The sequence below is a fragment of the Streptomyces sp. SID13726 genome (genome assembly GCF_010548375.1).
Classification (GTDB): Bacteria; Actinomycetota; Actinomycetes; order Streptomycetales; family Streptomycetaceae; genus Streptomyces.
Map to the genome: position 1 here is coordinate 1 of NZ_JAAGLY010000885.1, position 383 is coordinate 383.

The window sequence follows — 383 nt, forward strand, 5'->3', positions numbered from 1 at the left end:
TCATCGGCGCGCTCGCCGGGTACACCTCCGGCACCCCGCCGATCGCCGGTGTGCTGCTGACGCTCAACGAGCGCCCGACCGCGGACATCCTGACGCTGGCCTCGAAGCTCGCGCCGGGCACGCCGGTGGTCTCGGTGGCCGGCAACAGCTTCCCGACCGCCGCCGAACTCTTCTCGCTGCAGAGCCGGTTGAACTCCGCGACCCCGCGCAAGCTGGAGACCGCGCTCGGCCTGTTCGAGCGGCACGTGGACACCGCCGAGCTGCGCGGGCTGCTGTCGGTGGCCCGCTCCGAGCGGGTCACGCCGATGATGTTCGAGCACGAGCTGCTGGAGCGGGCCCGCGCCGAGCGCCGCCGCGTGGTGCCGCCCGAGGGCGGCGAGGAG

Annotated in this window: 1 pseudogene; it reads left to right on the plus strand. The window is 74.2% G+C overall.

Annotated elements, in window-relative coordinates:
- Positions 1-383, plus strand: a pseudogene (locus tag G3I78_RS50810) (phosphate acetyltransferase); the annotation flags it as partial.